Annotated in this window: 10 protein-coding genes; 6 read left to right on the top strand and 4 right to left on the bottom strand. The window is 75.4% G+C overall.

Features of this window, described 5'->3' with window-relative positions:
- Positions 1–21 precede the first annotated feature (21 nt).
- Both AC5K6T_RS21405 and AC5K6T_RS21400 read left to right on the top strand, forming a co-directional pair.
- Positions 22–5,085 carry a DNA repair ATPase gene (locus AC5K6T_RS21405; protein WP_493211334.1) on the top strand — a complete coding sequence of 1,688 codons (5,064 nt, stop codon included), beginning with the start codon at positions 22–24 and terminating at the stop codon, positions 5,083–5,085.
- Positions 5,086–5,185: 100 nt separating this feature from the next.
- The gene (locus tag AC5K6T_RS21400) at positions 5,186–5,449 is read left to right on the top strand and encodes a hypothetical protein (protein WP_493211333.1); all 264 of its coding nucleotides are present in this window, start codon (positions 5,186–5,188) and stop codon (positions 5,447–5,449) included.
- 14 nt (positions 5,450–5,463) lie between these two features.
- On the opposite strand, the gene AC5K6T_RS21395 is transcribed toward AC5K6T_RS21400, so the two are convergent.
- Positions 5,464–5,994 (bottom strand): nitroreductase family deazaflavin-dependent oxidoreductase, encoded by a 531-nt coding sequence (locus AC5K6T_RS21395; protein ID WP_493211332.1) that lies wholly within the window; start codon positions 5,992–5,994, stop codon positions 5,464–5,466.
- 165 nt (positions 5,995–6,159) lie between these two features.
- Here AC5K6T_RS21395 and AC5K6T_RS21390 point away from each other — a divergent pair, with 165 nt between their 5' ends.
- The 3 genes from AC5K6T_RS21390 (at position 6,160) to AC5K6T_RS21380 (ending at position 9,130) form a co-directional block, all read left to right on the top strand.
- On the top strand, positions 6,160–7,296 hold the full coding sequence (locus AC5K6T_RS21390) for a PP2C family protein-serine/threonine phosphatase (protein ID WP_493211331.1): 1,137 nt from the start codon (positions 6,160–6,162) through the stop codon (positions 7,294–7,296).
- 295 nt (positions 7,297–7,591) lie between these two features.
- Complete coding sequence (locus tag AC5K6T_RS21385; protein ID WP_493212161.1) at positions 7,592–8,098, top strand: MarR family winged helix-turn-helix transcriptional regulator; 507 nt, start codon at positions 7,592–7,594, stop codon at positions 8,096–8,098.
- 279 nt (positions 8,099–8,377) lie between these two features.
- Positions 8,378–9,130, top strand: a complete 753-nt coding sequence (locus tag AC5K6T_RS21380; RefSeq protein ID WP_493211330.1) for a hypothetical protein — start codon at positions 8,378–8,380, stop codon at positions 9,128–9,130.
- A gap of 90 nt (positions 9,131–9,220) precedes the next feature.
- On the opposite strand, the gene AC5K6T_RS21375 is transcribed toward AC5K6T_RS21380, so the two are convergent.
- The 3 genes from AC5K6T_RS21375 to AC5K6T_RS21365 form a co-directional block, all read right to left on the bottom strand.
- Complete coding sequence (locus AC5K6T_RS21375) at positions 9,221–9,967, bottom strand: DUF4142 domain-containing protein (protein WP_493211329.1); 747 nt, start codon at positions 9,965–9,967, stop codon at positions 9,221–9,223.
- A gap of 170 nt (positions 9,968–10,137) precedes the next feature.
- The gene (gene glxA / locus AC5K6T_RS21370; RefSeq protein WP_493211328.1) at positions 10,138–12,090 is read right to left on the bottom strand and encodes a radical copper oxidase GlxA; all 1,953 of its coding nucleotides are present in this window, start codon (positions 12,088–12,090) and stop codon (positions 10,138–10,140) included.
- Positions 12,091–12,462: 372 nt separating this feature from the next.
- Positions 12,463–13,839, bottom strand: coding sequence for an anaerobic sulfatase maturase (locus AC5K6T_RS21365; RefSeq protein ID WP_493211327.1), 1,377 nt, complete (start codon positions 13,837–13,839; stop codon positions 12,463–12,465).
- A 674-nt stretch (positions 13,840–14,513) separates the two neighbouring features.
- Between AC5K6T_RS21365 and AC5K6T_RS21360 the strand changes: the two genes are divergently transcribed.
- Positions 14,514–15,824: a cation:proton antiporter gene (locus tag AC5K6T_RS21360; RefSeq protein WP_493211325.1), complete on the top strand. Its 1,311-nt coding sequence runs from the start codon at positions 14,514–14,516 to the stop codon at positions 15,822–15,824.
- Positions 15,825–15,929: the final 105 nt, after the last annotated feature.

The raw sequence follows: 15,929 nt of genomic DNA, 5'->3' as shown, positions 1-15,929 counted from the left end.
CGACTTCCTGAGAGGGACCCCATGACCACCGGCCTGGACACGGGACTGTACGAGGTGCTGCGCGACCGGCTCACCGCGCAGGCGGCCGAGCTCGCCCGCCGCGCAGAGGCGCTGAACGCCCGCCGCGTCGAGGAGTTCGGCTCGCTCAGGCTGGAGCTGGCCGGCACCGAACGGCTGCGCACCGCCTCCGCGGCCCTGCCCCGCGCGGTCGTGGCCGTCGGCGACGCCCTGCTGTTCGGCTACGGCACCGTGCCCGGCCGGGGTGCCGACACCGGCCCCGGCGACGTGTTCGCGCTGTACGACCGGGCCGCCCTGGAGCGGCTGCCCGACGACGCCGTGCCCGGCCTGCTCGACGACCCGGACTTCGTCCGCGAGTTCACCGCCCTGCACCGCTACTTCCACCAGGCCCGGCTGGTCCGGCTGCACCGCGTCGAGGGCCGGCTGCTGGCCGTGTTCCGCACCGGCGAGGCCCTGGCCGACATCCGGGTGCTGCGCTGGTCGGTCACCGCCGACGGGCAGGTGTCCTTCCTCGACGCCCGCGGCGACCGCGACCACGTCCAGCCGCCCTCCCACGACTTCACCTGGACGCCCACCACCCGCGAGGACCACGTGCCGGGCCGGCACCCGTACGTCCTCGTCGACGGCGAGGTGGCCGTGTCGACGGTGGGCGGCACCCTCACCGTCCGCGCGGCGGAGGCCGTCGTCCCCGGCACCGGCGCCGGGGAGGCCGGTTCCGGTCCGGGCGGTCCGGGCGGTCCGGGCGGTCCGGGAGGCGGCGCGGCCGGCGGCTCCGGCGGCGGGGCCGTGGCCGACGGCTCCGGCACCGGCTCCGGCACCGGGACGGGAAGCGGCACCGTCCCCGGCGCGACCGGCAGCACCGGCAGCACCGGCACAGGCGCCGGCTACAGCGAGCCCGTCGACGAGCCGCTCCAGTCGCTCGCCGACGCGGACGTCTCCTACGCCCGCGTCGGCCCCCTGATCCTGCTCGACGTCCTGCCGTACAAGGAGGTGACCCACCGCCACCTGGTGTTCAACACCCTCACCAAGGCGGTCGTCCGCCTCGACGGCATCGGACAGGCCTGCCGCCGGCTGCCCGAGGACCAGGGCGTCGTCTTCCCCGGCGGCTACTGCCTGGCCACCGGCACGCACCGCACCTTCGACGGCGTCGACACCGCTGACCTGGAGTTCGAGCGGACGGTCCGCTCCCCGAACGGCGAGGACGTGCTGTTCGCCTTCCGCGCCCGCCGGGACGGCCGCGGCCTGCTGCTGCCGTACAACGTGATCCGCAAGGAGGTCGCCGCCCCGCTGACCTGCCAGGGCTGGGCCCTGTTCGACGACGGCGCCCTGCTCGCCCTGCGCGCCGACGGCACCGAGCCGCAGCGCGTGCACCCCGTGCAGCGCTGGGACTCCCCGTTCGTCTCCGACACGTTCGCCGCCGCCCGCCCGGCCGGCACCGGGCCCCTCGCCCGCGTCGGCAACGCCGACCTGGTCCGCGGCATCTCCGACTGCCTCTCCCTGACCCGCGCCGTCGCCGACACCACCCCCACCCGCGAGGTGTACGAGGAGCTCGCCGCGGCCTGCGTACGGGTCGCCGACTCCTGCCACTGGCTGGCCGAGCCCGGTCTCGGAGCCCTGCACGAGCCGCTCGCCGAGGTCCGGGCCGCCGCCGAGCAGGTGCTGGCCGAGTTCACCGCCGTGCAGGACCTCACCCGGCAGGCCGCCGACGCCCTCACCGAGGCCGAGGCGCGGGTCGCCGCCGTCGTCCGGCGGCTGCGCGGCGAGACCCCGCGGGACGCCGGCGCCTGGGTGGCCGGACTCACCGAACTCCGCCACGCCCAGGGGCATCTGCTCACCCTGAAGGACATGCGGTACGCGGACACCGCCCGCATCGACGCCCTCGCGGCCTCCGCCGAGGCCGACCTCGCCGCGTTCGGCCGGCGGGCCGTCGGCCACCTGGCCGACGAGGACGCCTTCGCCGGACACCGCACCGACATCGAGCGACTCGCCGCCGCCGCCGACGCGATCGGCACCGTCGCCGAGGCCGCGCCCGTCGCCGCCCGCCTCGACGAACACGCCGACGGCCTGCGCACGGTGACCGAGGTCGTGGCCGGACTCGACATCGCCGACGCCACCGTCCGCACCGCCGTCCTGGAGCGGATCGCCGAGGTCCTGGGCGGGGTCAACCGGGCCCGCGCCACCCTCGACGCCCGTCGCCGCCACCTCGGCGAGAGCGAGGGCCGCGCCGAGTTCGCCGCCGAGTCCGCCCTGCTCGGCCAGGCCGTCACCGGCGCCCTCGCCGCCGCCCACACCCCCGAGGACTGCGACGAGCACCTGTCCCGGCTGCTCGTCCAGATCGAGAACCTGGAGTCGCGGTTCGCCGAGTCCGACGACTTCCTCACCGAACTCGCCGACCGGCGCGACGAGATCCACGAGGCGTTCTCCGGCCGCCGGCAGACCCTCGCCGACGACCGCGCCCGCCGCGCCGCCCGGCTCGCGGACTCCGCGGCCCGCGTCCTCACCACCGTCACCCGGCGGGCGTCCGCGCTCGCCGACGCCGACGCCGTCAGCACGTACTTCACCTCCGACCCGATGCCCGCCAAGGTGCGCCGCCTCGCCGGGCAGCTGCGCGAACTCGGCGACCAGGTGCGGGCCGAGGAACTCGACGGCCGGCTCAAGTCCGCGCGCCAGCAGGCCCTGCGCACCCTGCGCGACCGCACCGACCTGTACGCCGACGACGGCCGCACACTGCGGCTGGGCGCCCACCGCTTCGCCGTCAACACCCAGCCGCTCGACCTCACCCTGGTCCCGCACGGCGAACACCTCGCCTTCGCCCTGACCGGCACCGACTACCGCGCCCCGGTCACCGACCCCGACTTCGCCGCGACCCGCCCCTACTGGGAGCGCCCGCTCCCCTCGGAGTCGCCCGCCGTCTACCGCGCCGAACACCTCGCCGCCCGGCTGCTCGACGAGCACGGCCCGGCCGCCCTCGCCGCCGCCGACGACCTGCCCGCCCTGGTCCGGCAGGCCGCCGAGGCCGCGTACGACGAGGGCCACGAGCGCGGCGTCCACGACCACGACGCCACCCTGATCCTCGGCGCGCTGCTGCGCCTGCACGATGGCGCCGGCCCGCTGCGGCACGAGCCCGCCGCCCGCGCCGCCGCCCAGCTGCACTGGGCGCACGGCACCACGGCCGGGGAGCGCTCCGTCCTCACCCGGCGCGCCCGCTCCCTGGCGCGGGCCCGCGACACCTTCGGGCTCGCACCCGCCATCGCCGACCTGGAGGCCGAACTCGCCGCGGCCACCGGGTCGCCCGCCGCGGCCGCCTACCTCTTCGAGGAGCTGACCCGCGGCCCCGAGGGCTTCGTCCTCGCCGCCGGCACCCGCACCCTTCTCGACAAGTTCCGCCGCGCCGTCGGCACCTCCGCCTACGACGACGACCTCGCCGCCCTCGCCGACGCCGGGGGCCTGCCCGCCCGCCGGCAGCTCGTCGAGGCCTGGCTCACCTCGTACGCCACCGCGACCGGGACCGACCTCACCCCCGGCGACCTCGCCGAGGCGGTCGCTGCCGAACTCTGCCCGGACCTGCCCCGCTACACCTGGGACGCCGCCCTCACCGAGACCGTCACCGGCCTGCTCGGCAGCCACCCCCGCGTCCAGGGCCGCACCCTCACCGTCCGCATCGACGAACTCCTCGCCCGTACCGAGGAGTTCCGCACCCACGAGGCCCCCGCCCACCGCGCCTACCAGCGCCGCCGCACCGCCCTCGTGGCCGCCGCCCGCGACCGGCTGCGGCTGGAGGAGCACCGGCCGCGGGTGATGCCGGGCTTCGTGCGCAGCAGGCTCGTCGACGAGGTGTACCTGCCGCTCATCGGCGACAGCCTCGCCAAGCAGCTCGGCACCACGGGCGAGTCCAAGCGCACCGACACCGGCGGCCTGCTGCTGCTCATCTCCCCGCCGGGCTACGGCAAGACGACCCTGATGGAGTACGTCGCCGACCGCCTCGGCCTGCTCCTGGTCCGGGTCAACGGCCCCGCCCTCGGCCACGCGGTGACCTCGCTGGACCCGGCCCAGGCCCCCGACGCGACCGCCCGGCGCGAGGTCGAGAAGATCAACTTCGCGCTGGAGGCGGGCAACAACACCCTGCTCTACCTGGACGACATCCAGCACACCTCGCCCGAACTCCTGCAGAAGTTCATCCCGCTGTGCGACGCCACCCGCCGCGTCGAGGGCGTGCACGACGGCCGGCCCCGCACCTACGACCTGCGCGGCAAGCGGTTCGCGGTGTGCATGGCCGGCAACCCCTACACCGAGTCCGGCGGCCGCTTCCGGGTCCCCGACATGCTCGCCAACCGCGCCGACGTGTGGAACCTCGGCGAGGTGCTCACCGGCAAGGAGGACGCCTTCCGGCTCAGCTTCGTCGAGAACGCCCTGACCGCCAACGCCCACCTCGCCCCGCTCGCCGGCCGCGACCGCGCCGACCTGGAGCTGCTGCTGCGCCTGGCCGGGGGCGACACCTCCGTCCGCGCCGACCGGCTGTCCCACCCGTACGCGCCCGCCGAGCTGGAGCGGATCACCGCGGTGCTCGGCCACCTGCTGGCGGCGCGGGAGACCGTCCTCGCGGTGAACGCGGCGTACATCGCCTCGGCCGCCCAGTCGGACGGGACCCGCACCGAGCCGCCCTTCCAGCTCCAGGGCTCGTACCGCAACATGAACAAGATCGCCCAGCGCATCCAGCCCGTGATGAACGCCGCCGAGCTGTCCGCCCTGGTCGAGGACCACTACACGGCGGAGGCCCAGACCCTCACCACCGGCGCCGAGGCCAACCTGCTGAAGCTGGCCGCGCTGCGCGGCACCCTCACCGCCGCGCAGGCCGCCCGCTGGGCCGAGCTGACGGCCGCGCACGTCCGCGCGCAGACCCTCGGCGGCCCCGAGAACGACCCCCTCACCCGGGCCGTCGCCGCTCTCGGCCTGCTCGCCGACCGGGTAGCCGCCGTCGAGGCCGCCATCACCCGCGCCGTCGACCCCCGCACCCTGCTCGCCACCCCGCACGGCCGGCCCGCCGCCGGACGAGAGGAGCACGCGTGAACGCCGGACCCGGTACCGCCCGCCGCGATCGGAGCGGGGGAGAGGCCGCCGCGACGGGACGGCCGGCGCCGCCCGCCGCCGCGGGACGGAGGCTGCGCCCGTGACGCCCTTCCTCGTGCCGCTCGCCGCCGCCGTGCTGATCGTCGCGGCCGCCACGTCCGTCCTGTGCCGCCGGGACCGGCGCCGCCTCGCGGCCTGCGCCGACGGCTCCCGGACCGACGGTTCCCGGACCGACGGTTCCTGGACCGACGGTTCCTGGACCGACGGTTCCTGGACCGACGGTTCCCGGACCGGCGGCCCCCGGGCCGGGAGCGGCGGGGGCGGGGCCGGCCGCCGCCCCACCGGCACCGGGGAGGCCGGATGACGCGCGCCCGGGGGTCACGGCCGGGCGGTCCGGTCCGGCAGGTCGTGCCGGTGCACGTCGGCGGCCTGGAGCCGGACGAAGGGGATGGCCTCGCCCGCCGTACGGAACGACGCCTCGCTGCCGTCGGAGGGCAGGCCCAGGTACGAGCAGAGCCGCCGGGCCGTGCCCGGATACCTGCGCGCGTAGTCGGCCATGACGTCCGCACCCGCCTCGGACGGCAGGAACTGCGCGGTGACGGCGTAGAGCCGGTTGCCGAACTGCAGCACCGTCTGCGGCTGCTCCCGGAGGTTGCGGTACCAGTCGGAGCCGGGCCCGAACCCGGAGGCCACCACCCAGCTCTGGCCCGCCGGGTCGTGGGAGACCACCTCCAGCACCACGACCCGGTCCCGGCCGCTCACCCGGCCCACGTGATGGAGCAGCAGCATCCGCTTCCCGGCCAGGCCCCCGAGGCCCGCCCGGAACAACAGCACGGGCAGCCGGGCGACCAGGCGCCGCCATCCGGTGGGCGGGCCCGGCCGGGAGGATGCGGTCTCTCTGCGTGGCATAGCGCCTTCCGTGGGTCGGAAGCGTCGGCTCTCGGCGTCGATTGGGTAAAGGCCATGACGGAGGGCCGTCTCGTCCGGGCAACCTTTGCATAGTCTAAAGGTGGGAGGGGCGACTACGGGGCCGGGAGGCGGCTCCCGAGAGCCGGGAGACCTCTGGAGAGCGCCATGACCGACCACAGCGCGGCGTCGAGCCGTCGGGTGCTGTCGTGGCTGCCGGGCGTGGTCATGGCGGTCGTCGCGGTCATGGACATCGTCGCCGGGCCCGGGGTGGGTTTCCTGCCGCTCGTCTCGCTCGGACCGGCGTTCTCCGGACTCGTCGGCGGCTGGCGCCGGACCGCCGTGTACGGGCTGGTCGCGCTGGTGCTGTGCGTGGCGCTCGGCCTGTACGACGGCCTCTTCGAGGAGCGGCGCGGCTTCACCGCGATGGCCTCCGTGGCCGGTGTGACCGGGGTCGGCATCGCGGCCGCCGTGACGCGCTCACGCCGGGAGGGCGAGCTGGCCAGCGTGCGCTCCATCGCGGAGGTCGCCCAGCGCGTGCTGCTCAGGCCGGTGCCGCTGAGCGCGGGACCGCTGCAGGCGGCCGTGTCCTACACCTCCGCCGTCGCCGAGGCGCGCATCGGCGGCGACCTGTACGAGGTCGTGGCCTCACCGCACGGCATCCGGGTGATCGTGGGCGACGTGCAGGGCAAGGGCCTGGCCGCGGTGGAGACGGCGGCCGTCGTCCTCGGCGCCTTCCGGGAGGCCGCGCACGACGAGCCCGACCTCCTCGGCGTCGGCGAGCGGCTGGAGCGGAGCGTGGACCGGGAACTGGAGGGCGAGAAGTTCGTGACCGCGATCCTCGCCGAGATCGGCACCGGGCACGAGGCGGTGTTCCTCAACTACGGCCACCCGCCGCCGATGCTCGTCCGCCGGGACGGCGACGTCGACTTCCCGCAGCCGCCCGCCTACGCCCTGCCGCTCGGCCTCGGCGCGCACGGCGGCGGCGGTCCGACGCCCTACCGGGTGGACTTCCCGCCCGGCGCGCAGCTGCTGCTCTACACCGACGGCGTCACCGAGGCCCGCAACGAGGACGGCCTGTTCTACCCGCTCGGGGAACGGGCCCACCTGCTGAAGGACCCCGACGCGCACCGGGCGCTGGAGGCGGTGCGCGGCGACCTCGCCCAGCACATGGGCGGTCCGCCGCACGACGACGCGGCGATGCTGCTGCTCAGGTACCACCGGCACGGGGACGGGGACGGGCACGGGGACGGGGACGGGCACGGGGACGGGGACGGGGACGGAAAAGCCGTTCCGCACGGGTGAGGAGCCGGTGGCCCGCGCGAGGTACAAAGGACTCATGGCCGAGCGCGAGCGCCCCGTGGGGGCGGTGGACGACGTGGCCGCGGCCGACCCGGCCGACCCGGACGTCGCGGCCGACCCGGACGGCGCGGAACGCGCAGCAGAAGCGGCGGACGCGGCCGCCACCGAACCCGGGGCGGACGCGGCCGCCGGCGAAGGCGCGGCCACCGAAGGCGGGGCGGACACCGAAGACGCGGCCGGTGTGGCCGGCACCGGAGCCGGGGCGGGCGGGGCGGACACCGGGGACACGGTCGGCGGGGTGGACGACGTCGACGCGGTGACCCGTGCGGTGCTGACCGCCTCCCGCCTGCTGGTCGCGGTCTCCGCTCGTTCCCTCGCCGAGGTCGAGGAGCGAGTGACGCTGCCGCAGTTCCGGATGCTGGTGGTGCTCTCCACCCGGGGCGCCACCAAGCTGGTCGCCCTCGCCGAGGTGCTCCGGGTGGCGCCGTCCACCGCGATGCGCATGGTCGACCGGCTCATCGCGGCCGGGCTCGCCGACCGCCAGGCCAACCCCGGCAACCGCCGCGAGACGCTGCTGCGCCTCACCCCGGAGGGCCGGCGCACCGTCGAGGTCGTCACCGCCCGGCGGCGTACCGAGATCGCCGCCGTCGTCGAGCGGCTGAGCCCGGCCCAGCGGCTGGCTCTCGTCGAGGCCCTCTCCGTCTTCAACCAGGCCGGGGGAGAGCCCCCGGCACCGGAACCCGGCGAGGTGGAGCGTCACCCGCTGGGCTGGGCGGCCGACCTCCCCGTCCGCCGGGACTCCTGACGGCCCCGCCCCGGGGCGCACTCCGCCGGGCCTCCGGGGCCTGAGGTCCCGGGGCCGCCGAGGTGTCCGGGCCCCCCGAGCGAGGGGGCGGCCGGTGGCGTGTTTTCCGTGCCCGCGCAGGTCTTTGCATAATGCAAGGCAGCCGGGGTGCGCGGGCTCGTTGCCCGGTCCCGGCAAGGTGGGGCGTTCGTACGCATCCGGCCGGAGGCCGCGCGGGCGGTCCGCGGTCGGGACCAGAATGCAGGGCCGTGGCCCGAGCCGTGGAGACGCCGGAAGGGGATGAGCGTGCGCCGTCGCAGTCGTCCCCTGCCCGCGCCCGAGGAGCACCTGCCGGCGCATCTGCGCGCCATGGTGTGGGGGCCCGCCGAGTTCATGGGGCTGCCGCCCTGGTGGCTGGTGGCCGAGGGGGTGCTCGCCGGATGTGTCACCGTGGCCGCCATCGTCCTGCTCACTCTGGCCGGGGTCTGGTACGGCGTCCCCGTCCTCGCCGACGGCGAGGGCGGCCTGCTGTGTGCCGCCGCGCTCACCGTCCACCTCTGCGCGGTACGGGCCGGGCGGGCCCTCGTCGGCATCGTCGCCGTGCTCGGTGTCTGCCTCGCGTTGCAGGCGCCGCAGGCGGCCGCGGACATGGTGCTCGCCGAGCGCGGGCAGGTGGAGCCGACGGTCGTCACCTCCGTGGAGGGCGGGCCGGGCGAGATGCCGGGGCGCGGCCGCTACCTGTGCTCCGTCGTCGACCGTGACGGCGTCCCGCTCGGCGTCCGCATCCGGCGCGGCTGCGGGCGGGCCACCCGGCCCGGCGACGTGCTCGCCGTCGTCCACGACGTACGGGGGCTGGTGCCGCCGCGCGGGGTCGACGCCCACGCGTCCTGGTCGAGGCCGTGGCGCGACCTGGGCGGCTGGGCCCTCGCGCTGGTGGGCGGGTGTGTGACCGCCGTCGTACGCTCCTTCCGCCTCGGCGGGACCGGACCCGCGGCCGCGCCTGCGGCGGAGCCCGCGTGCACCGGTCCGCCCGAGCCCGCGCGGCGCCGCTGAGGCCGGTCCGGGTCCGCGCCGCCGCCCGGTACGGCGCTCGGCCCCGGTGTGCGGCCCGGCCCGGTTCGGCGCTCGGCCCCGGTGTGCGGCTCAGCCGACGGCCGGTTCCGGGCTCGGCGTCGGGGCGGCGGTGTCGACGTCCAGGTCGGGGCGCGGAGTGAGCACCACGACCGGTGAGCCGGGCTGCGGAGCGGGCGGCGTGAGCTGCTCCTCGGGCAGCTTCGGCGGCGTGGTCTGCTGGAAGTTCACCTGGTCGTGATTGACCAGCCCGGTCTTCTCCAGCACGGTGATGTGGTCGAGGACGGTGTCGTTGGCCAGGTCGGCCAGCCGGCGCACCAGGGTGTTCTGGGTGTTGGCCCGGATCTTCGCGATCACCGGGAAGATCTGCCCGTGCGTGATCCGCATGATGTTCACGGCCGTGGAGTCGAACTCCTTGCCGTTCTTGGCGGCCACCGTCTGCACGAACTGCTGCTGCTGCGGACTGGCCTGGTTGGGCAGTGTCACGTTCAGCTCGGGAGCGATCTCGCGGCACATCCGGTCCAGTCCCTCGTGCCCCACGATCAGGTGCTCGCCCGCCTCCTTCATCTCCTTCGTCGTCCCGCGCGCCAGCGCCATCTCGCCCAGCGGGTACTCCCACAGCCCCGCTGCCCGGACCTTCACCACGAAGTCCCGGTCCGCCTCGGTCAGCGGACCGTACTGGGTGCTGGCGATGATCCGGGAGGTGTCGCTCGCCGTCTTGTCGAGGCCGAGCATCGCGGGGTAGGCGAGCGCGGAGAGGGTGAGCACCAGGGCGCCGCACACGAAGGCGGTGCCGACCGTGTTCCGGGAGAGGGGCATGGGGGCTCCTGATAGCAGCGGGCTGTACCAGGAGGTACGGCTGAGCGCGCCGAACCCGTCAGCGAGTCGGACGAAATCTGCCGCGGTTCACGTGAGTTACGTCACTCCGGGGCGGGTGGCGAGGGTGCGGCGGTACGCCGGAGGGGCGGGCGCGGCCGGGGCGAACGGCTTCAGGACGCCGCGGCTCCCCCGGCGACGTGCACCCACACGGCGGTGGACGGCACACCCTCGCGGTCCACCGCGACGGCCATGTACCAGCCGGGCGGCACCAGCGTCGGGTCGTCGGGGACACCGACGGTGAGGGTCTTGCCGGTGCGGTCGGTGACGGCGGCGGCGACCGAGCGCTGGTCGAAGTCGGTGACATGGGTCGCCGAACCGGGCCGGATGAGCCGGACGCGGTCGATCGCGGCCGGGTCCGCGGTGCGCAGGACGAGCTTTCCGCCGTGCTCGGTGTCGGCCGGGCCGTCGAGTGCGAGGCCGGGCCGGTCGCCCTGGTACAGATAGGGCGGCGAGAAGACCTCCACGCGCTGCTCGAAACGGCCGGGGCGGGAGTCGGCCCGGTCCGCGAAGAGCGGGTCGGAGCCGAAGACGGCGACGCGGCCGTCGGGCAGCAGCAGGGCCTCGGTGTGGTAGTTGCGGCCGACGGTCGGGTCGGCGGCCGGGGTGAAGGCGTTGCCGGCCGGGTCGTAGATCTGGGACCTGAGGATGTCGCTGGCGCCCTTGCCGCGGTAGTCGTTGCTGCCGCCGGTGGTGAACAGGGTGTCGTCGGGCAGGATCACGCTGTTGAGGTAGCGGGTGTTCTCGGGCAGCCGGGGGCCGGGGGTGAACTCCGGCTTGCCGGCCCGGGTGTCGACGATCGCGGTGCGCGAGGTCGCGGCGCGCGACTCGCCCACCCCGCCCCCGCCGAGCACCATCACCCTGCCGTCCTGCGCGGGCGGCAGGAGCACCGAGGAGGACGTCTCCAGCACGTCCGGGTCCGCCAGGCCGCGCACCGGGGTGAAGGTGTTGTCGGTCAGGTCCCACAGTCCGGGGGTGCGGCCCTGGTCGGCGGGGCCGTAGCCGGCGTTGGAGCCGGAGTAGAAGATCTTCCGCTTGCCGACCAGGAAGAAGGACGGATACGTCGGGAAGTACCGGGTGGGCGCGGGCGACCAGGTCTTCTTCGCGGGGTCGTACAGCTCGTTCTTGCCGGGCACCACCTGGCCGATGTCGTCCAGCCCCGAGACGGCGAGCACCCGGCCGTCGGACAGCGTGGTCAGGGTCGGGTACCAGCGGGCCTCGCTCATCGGCCCGACCTCGGTGTACCTCTCGGTGACGGGGTCGAACTCGTAGGCCTTCCTGATGCCCTGGAAGTCCTTCTTGTCGAGTCCGAGTTTGTTGGCGATGCCGTAGAAGTTGTCGGCGTCCTTGCCCTTGAGCCCGTCGATGGCGTACTGCTCGGTGGTGTTGGTGATGCCCTGCCGGCCCTCCGCCACCGCCTCCACGAACACCCGGGCCTCGCTGGCGGTGACCTCGACCTCGCCGCCCCGCCCGGTCGGGGTCTTGCGGGCGGCGGGCACCCGCACGTCGAACTGGGAGCGGTAGGCCACCCCCGACGGTGAGCGGAACACCGTGCCCTTGGGGAAGGTGCGGGCCGTGTCCGGGTTCTCGTTCTTCACCAGCATCGCGCCGCCGGCCCGGGTCACATCGCCCTGGAGCACCTCGTAGCGGGCGGTGCCGCCGGCGATCAGGACCTTGCCGTCGGGGAGTTGGGCGTGACCGCCGCAGAACAGGTCGGCGGGGGTGTCGATCTTCTTGAAGGTGTCGGCGGCCGGATCCCACAGCGTGCTGCGGAACACGCCGCCGTCGAACTGCTTCACGTCGTTGCCCGACCCGGCGATCAGCAGCACCTTGCCCGTGTGCAGCAGGACCGCGTGGATGGAGTTGAGCTGGTACTTCTCCGGCAGCGAGGCGAGCGCCCAGTGGCCGTGCGCCCGCTTGTACTCGGGCCGGTCGATCTCCCAGCGGTGGTACGCCTCCTGGGCGAACCCCGCGACCGCGGGGGCGTTGACGGCGGCGAGCACGAGCACGGCCGCGGCACCGAGCCAGGTCTTGCGGGTGGTGGGGCGGGGGGACAGCTTGGGCATGGGGCGGCTCCACGGCGGGCGGATCGGACGTGGACGTACCGACGACTACCGCAGCCGCCCCGGACCCTCGCGCAGACACGCTCGTTCGCACAGTGCAGGATGCCCCGATCCGCCCAGCGCACCGCCTCGCCGGAGCACCGTCCTGCCGGTGGGCCGTCCTGCCGGTGGGCCGTCCTGCCGGAGTGCCGTCCTGCCGGAGTGCCGTCCTGCCGGTGGGCCGTCCCGCCGGAGCACCGTCCTGCCGGAGCACCGTCCTGCCGGTGGGCCGTCCTGCCGGAGTGCCGTCCCGCCGGAGCGTCGCCCTGCCGGTGGGCCGCCTGTTCGGCGGGCGGCCCACGGGGCCGCGGGGCGCGCGGGGCCCGCCCCGGGGCGTCAGGAGCCGGCGGGCGGCCGCCCGCGCCCCGCGACGGGCCTGCCGTGACAGCGGGCCCACTTGCGTCCGCCCCCGCACGGGCAGGGCGCGTTGTGCGGCCGCCGGGCGTCGTCCTCCGCGTAGCCGCGCATGATCTGCGCCGGGGCCAGCCCCCGGCGCAGCAGCCCGGCCATGGCGCGCATCGGGGGGTCGACGTGCCGGAAGAACGCCTGGAAGCCGGCGCACAGGTGGTTCAGGCCCGGCTCGCCGTCCGGCGTGGTGTCGAAGCGGTCCTTCGGGCAGCCGCCGTGACAGGCGAAGCGGACGTCGCAGTCGAGGCACTGACGGGGCAGGGAGTCGTACTTGTCCTGGCCGAACCTCCGCTGCCGCGGCGAGTCGACCAGCTCCAGCAGGTGCCGGTCGCCGATGTTGCCGAGCAGGTGTGCGGGCTCGACGAAGTGGTCGCAGGAGTACACGTCCCCGTTGTGCTCCAGGGCGAGGGCGTCGCCGCAGGTCCGCGCGTGCACGCACAGGGAGGGCGGCTCCCCGTACCAGTTGGCCAGCGCGACATCGAACATCTGCACGTAGACCGTGCCGACGTCGTGGCGGACCCAGTCCTCGAACACGTCGATGAGGAACCGGCCGTACTGCTCCCCCGTCACCGACCGGTCGGTGACGCGGTCGCCCTGCTGCCGGTACAGGGGCCGGTCCGTGGCGCGGGTGCCCCAGCCGTCGTTGGCGCGCTGCAGGTCACCGGAGGTGGCGCGTTCCACGATCGGGATGAACTGCACGTGCTCGGCGCCGCACTCCTCGCGCAGGAAGGCGTACACCGCGCGGCCGTGCCCGGCGTTGGCGTCGTGCAGCGTGGTCAGGGCGTTCCACCGTACGCCGTGGGCCCGCAGCTGCCGCAGTCCGGCCATGACGCGGTCGAAGGTGGGCCTGCCGCCCTTGTCCACCCGGTAGGCGTCGTGCAGTTCGCGGGGCCCGTCCACGGAGAGCCCGACCAGGAAGTCGTTGTCCCGGAAGAAGCGGGCCCACTCGGCGTCGAGGAGGGTGCCGTTGGTCTGGACGGTGTTCACGATCCGCTGGCCGGGACGGGCATGGCGTCGCTCGTACGCCACGGACCGGCGGAAGAAGTCGAGCCCCATCAGCGTCGGCTCGCCCCCCTGCCAGGCCACCGTGACCTCGGGGGCCGGGCCGTGCGCCTCGATGAGCTGCCGGATGTAGGCCTCCAGCAGCTCGTCCGCCATACGGAACCTGCTGCCCTCGTAGAGCAGCTCCTTGGACAGGAAGAAGCAGTAGGTGCAGTCCAGGTTGCAGATCGCCCCGGCCGGTTTGGCCAGCAGATGGAACGGCCGGCGCCGGACGGTCGGATCGGGCAGCGCCACGGTGTTCATCGGCCCAGGATGGGGCGGCCGCCCGGCGGGCGCGTCACCCGGCGGGGGTGAGGTGCGGCGGCCGCCCCGCCCGCCGCCCCGGGGGATCCCGGCACCGAGCGCGCGGCACCGGGCGGGCGGCGCCGACGGCGTGGGGCGGGACGCCGGGCGGGCACCGCCACCGTCGGTGGGCGCCGGGAACGACGGTCACCCGTGACAGGTGAGGTCCGCGGGCCGGACGGCTGGTGCGCTGGGCTCTAGGGCGTGTTTCGAAAGTAGCGTCGTCTGCCCGAAGGGCAGGCCTGGCGGCGTCTGGTGCGTGCGATCGCAAGGCGGAGGGTCGCCCCGATACTGGATGTATCGGGGCGAGCCCGACAACGCGGCGAGCGTGCGTGCCAGACGCCGCCAGGCAGGCGGGACGTTCGAAACAGGCCCTACGGCAGGCCGGCCCCGCCACGGGAGGAGGGCCGGTCACCGCCGGCCGGACACGGGCGGGCGTGCCGCGCGCCTGCGTGCACCTGCGCGCGCCTGCGTGCACCTGTATGCCGGGCGCGGACGGGCCGGACGGCAGGACGTGCCGGGAGGACGGACGGGCCGGGAGGACGGACGGGCCGGAAGCAGGGAGGGCCGGGAGAGATGACGAGATGCCGGGAGAGATGACGAGATGCCGGGAGAGATGAAGAAGAGATGAAGAGATGAGCGGTGAAGCCTGGACCGGTGTGGCGGTGGCCGGCGTCACCGCGGCGTACGCGCTGGGCTCCCGGCGGCTGGCCTCCACCCCGGTGTCCTCGGCGATCGTGTTCGTCGGCTGCGGGGTGCTCCTGGGGCCCGCCGTGCTGGGGGTCCTCGACCTGGCGCACGACGCCGGGCCGATCCTCACGCTGCTGGAGGCCGCGCTCGCCCTGGTCCTGTTCACCGACGCCATGGCCGTCCGCCCGGGGGACCTGCGCTCCGGCGGCTTCCTGCCGGGCCGGCTGCTCGGCATCGGACTGCCGCTGACCATCGGGGCGGGCTGGCTGCTGGCCTGGCCCCTGCTGCCCGGCCTGACCGCCTGGGAACTCGCGCTGGTCGGCGCCGTCCTCGCCCCGACCGACGCCGCCCTGGGCAAGACCGCCATGAGCAGTCCGCGGGTCCCGCCCCTGGTCCGGCAGGGACTCAACGTGGAGAGCGGCCTCAACGACGGCATGGTGCTGCCGTTCTTCGTCCTCTTCCTGGCCGGAATCCCGGGCACCTCCGCCGCCCGGGAAGGAGTGGAGGGCGTCTTCCTGCGGGCGCTCGTGCTGAGCACGGTGCTGGGCCTCCTGGTCGGCGCGGTCGGCGGCCGGCTGCTCCGGGCGGCCCAGGCGCGGGGGTGGGTCGCGCCGGAGTGGGCGCAGCTCTTCGTCCCCGCCGTGGCCACCGCGGCGTACGCGCTGGGTGTCGTGGTGGACGGCAGCGGGTTCATCGCCGCCTGGGTCGCCGGGTTCGCCTTCGGCTTCGCGCTGCGCCGCTTCCGGGGAGCCGCCGCGGACGACGGCCTCTCCGGGGGAGCCGGCCGTACCGCCGACTTCACCGAGCACCTCGGCGGGCTGCTGGCCTCGGTCAGTCTGCTGGTCTTCGGCGCGGTGCTGCTCGGTCCGACGCTGGAGGACCTGAGCTGGCGGATCGTGGGCTACGCGGTGCTCAGCCTCACCGTCGTCCGGATGCTGCCGGTGGCCCTCGCGCTGGCCGGCAGCGGGCTGCGGCTGCCCACGGTCGGGTATCTCGCGTGGTTCGGGCCCCGCGGCCTCGCGTCCGTCGTCCTGGGGCTGCTGGTCCTGGAGGAGCACGTCCAGGGGGCGGACCTGCTCGGCCGGGTGGTCGCGGCCACGGTCGGGCTGAGCGTGCTGCTGCACGGCGTCTCGGCCGTCGTCCTCGCCGACCGGTACGGCCGCTGGACCGAGCGCGTCACGGCCGCGGGCGGCGCCCTGCGCGAGACCGGGCCCGTCCCCGGACCGCCCAGGCCGCGGCGGATCACCCCCCGCTGAGGCCCGTGCGCCGCGCGGGGCACCCGGCACGTCACCGGCCCGCCTCACCCGCGCCGGGTGAGGCGGGCCGGTCCGCCCGCCCCCAGGGTGGAGGGGAAGGCGAGG

Source organism: Streptomyces sp. B8-7, assembly GCF_058833805.1.
This window is presented reverse-complemented; position numbering and strand designations above follow the sequence as displayed.